Here is a 2020-nt window from a genome sequence, read left to right as displayed (position 1 = left end):
GGCGGTCGTCCTCGAGGTCGGCGGTCGGTACCTTCGACCACAGTCGCGGGGGGGCGGCCAGGTCCTGTTGCAGGGGGGGGCCCGGGGGGGTGGTGAGGGCGGGGGGGGGGGGGCCGGGGCCCGCCCGGGGGGGGGGGGGGGGGGGGGGGCCCCCCCCCCCCCCCGCGCCCGGAACACCACACCGGGCGTTCTCGGTTCTCGTTTTCGACAGCAGTGGGCAGTTGCTGCTGCAGCAGCGCGCGCTCGGCAAGACCCGCTTCCCGGCACGTTGGTCCAACACTTGCTGCGGGCATCCGGCGCCCGGGCAGCCGGTTGCGGAGGCGGCGGGCATCCGGCTGGGTGAGGAAATGGGATTGCGAGTCCCGCTCACCGAGGTCGGGGTCTACCGGTATCGCGCCGAAGATCCGCGCACCGGTTACGTCGAGCACGAATGGGATCACGTCCTGATCGGGTTACTGGACGGCATCGCGCCACAACCCGACCCGGCAGAGGTCGCTGCGTATCGCTGGATGAATCCGGACGATCTGCGCCGGGAGATGCGGGAGGAGCCGCACGAGTTCAGCCCCTGGTTCGCCGGGGTACTCGAGGTCGCCACCGCCCGGCCACTCACGCCCTGAAATCCGACGCGCGGCAATCTCCGGCATCTTCCCTGTTGTGTTTTCTTCCGATGCCGATCGGGCGGATTCATGTTTTGATGCGCATATCTAAGTATGGGCAAGTAATGCCTGCCTGTGCTGGGAGCGCGCGGGTCGGCGACCTCGCCCGGAGAACCCGGGACCGGCCACCGTCCCGGCTCCCGCCGACAAGGCAGGCGGAAACCTGCCCGCTGGTCAGCCCAGCCAGACGCGGACCTCGCCGGCGGCCTGCCGGACCTCGGCGAGCTGTTCGCGCACCCGCTCCCCCGCCGTACCGCCGCGGGCATTGCGGGATGCCACGGAACCCGCGACGGTCAGCACGTCGCGTACTTCCGGAGTGAGGGCGGGGTCGATCGCCGCGAATTCGGCGTCGGTCAGCTCGTCGAGACCGACTCCGCGCGTCTCGGCGGCGCGGACACAGGCGCCCGCCGCTTCGTGCGCGACCCGGAACGGCACTCCGCGGCGAACCATCCACTCCGCGATATCGGTGGCGAGGGTGAATCCGGCGGGTGCGAGTTCGGCCATCCGCTCGGTGTGGAAGGTCAGAGTGGACACCAGTCCGGCGATGGCGGGCAGCAACAGCTCCAGCTGGGCCACCGAATCGAACAGCGGCTCTTTGTCCTCTTGCAGGTCCCGGTTGTAGGCCAGGGGCTGCGCTTTCAGGGTGGCGAGCAGGCCGGTGAGATTGCCGATCAGGCGGCCGGCTTTGCCGCGGGTGAGTTCCGAGACATCCGGGTTCTTCTTCTGCGGCATGATCGACGACCCGGTCGACCAGGCATCGGCGAGGGTGACGTACCCGAACTCGGGGGTGCTCCAGATGATGACCTCTTCGGCCATCCGGCTGAGGTCCACCCCGATCATCGCGAGCACGAACGCCGCCTCGGCGGCGAAATCGCGCGACGATGTGGCGTCGATGGAGTTGGCGGCGGCGGCATCGAAATCCAGATCCGCGGCGATCGCTTCCGGGTCGAGACCGAGCGAGGAACCGGCCAGCGCGCCCGAGCCGTACGGGGATACGGCGGCCCGTTTGTCGAAATCACGCAACCGGTCGATATCACGGAGCAGCGGGTGGGCGTGCGCCAGGAGATGGTGGGCGAGCAGTACGGGTTGCGCGGCCTGCAGATGCGTTTTCCCGGGCATCACCGCGTCCGGGTGGGCAGCTGCCTGCTCGACCAGTGCGTCCACGACGGTGACCAGCCCGGCGGCGATCCGGCGCACAGCGTCGCGCAGCCACATCCGGAACAGGGTGGCGACCTGGTCGTTGCGGGAACGTCCGGCCCGCAACCGGCCGCCGAGTTCGGTGCCGACGCGTTCGATGAGCCCGCGTTCGAGCGCGCCGTGGACATCCTCGTCCGATTCGGCGGCCACGAAGGCGCCCGTTTCGA

2 protein-coding genes are annotated in these 2020 nt (G+C 69.9%); one reads left to right on the top strand and one right to left on the bottom strand.

Annotated features, from left to right (window positions below):
* On the top strand, positions 1-617 hold a 617-nt coding region (gene idi, locus QH195_RS24950; RefSeq protein ID WP_348537358.1), incomplete at its 5' end, for an isopentenyl-diphosphate Delta-isomerase.
* A gap of 213 nt (positions 618-830) precedes the next feature.
* Here idi and argH read toward each other — a convergent pair.
* Positions 831-2020: argininosuccinate lyase (gene argH / locus QH195_RS24945; protein ID WP_280437238.1), on the bottom strand; the 1190-nt coding region annotated here is incomplete at its 5' end.

This window comes from Nocardia carnea (genome assembly GCF_029868855.1).
GTDB lineage: Bacteria > Actinomycetota > Actinomycetes > Mycobacteriales > Mycobacteriaceae > Nocardia > Nocardia carnea_A.
This window is presented reverse-complemented; position numbering and strand designations above follow the sequence as displayed.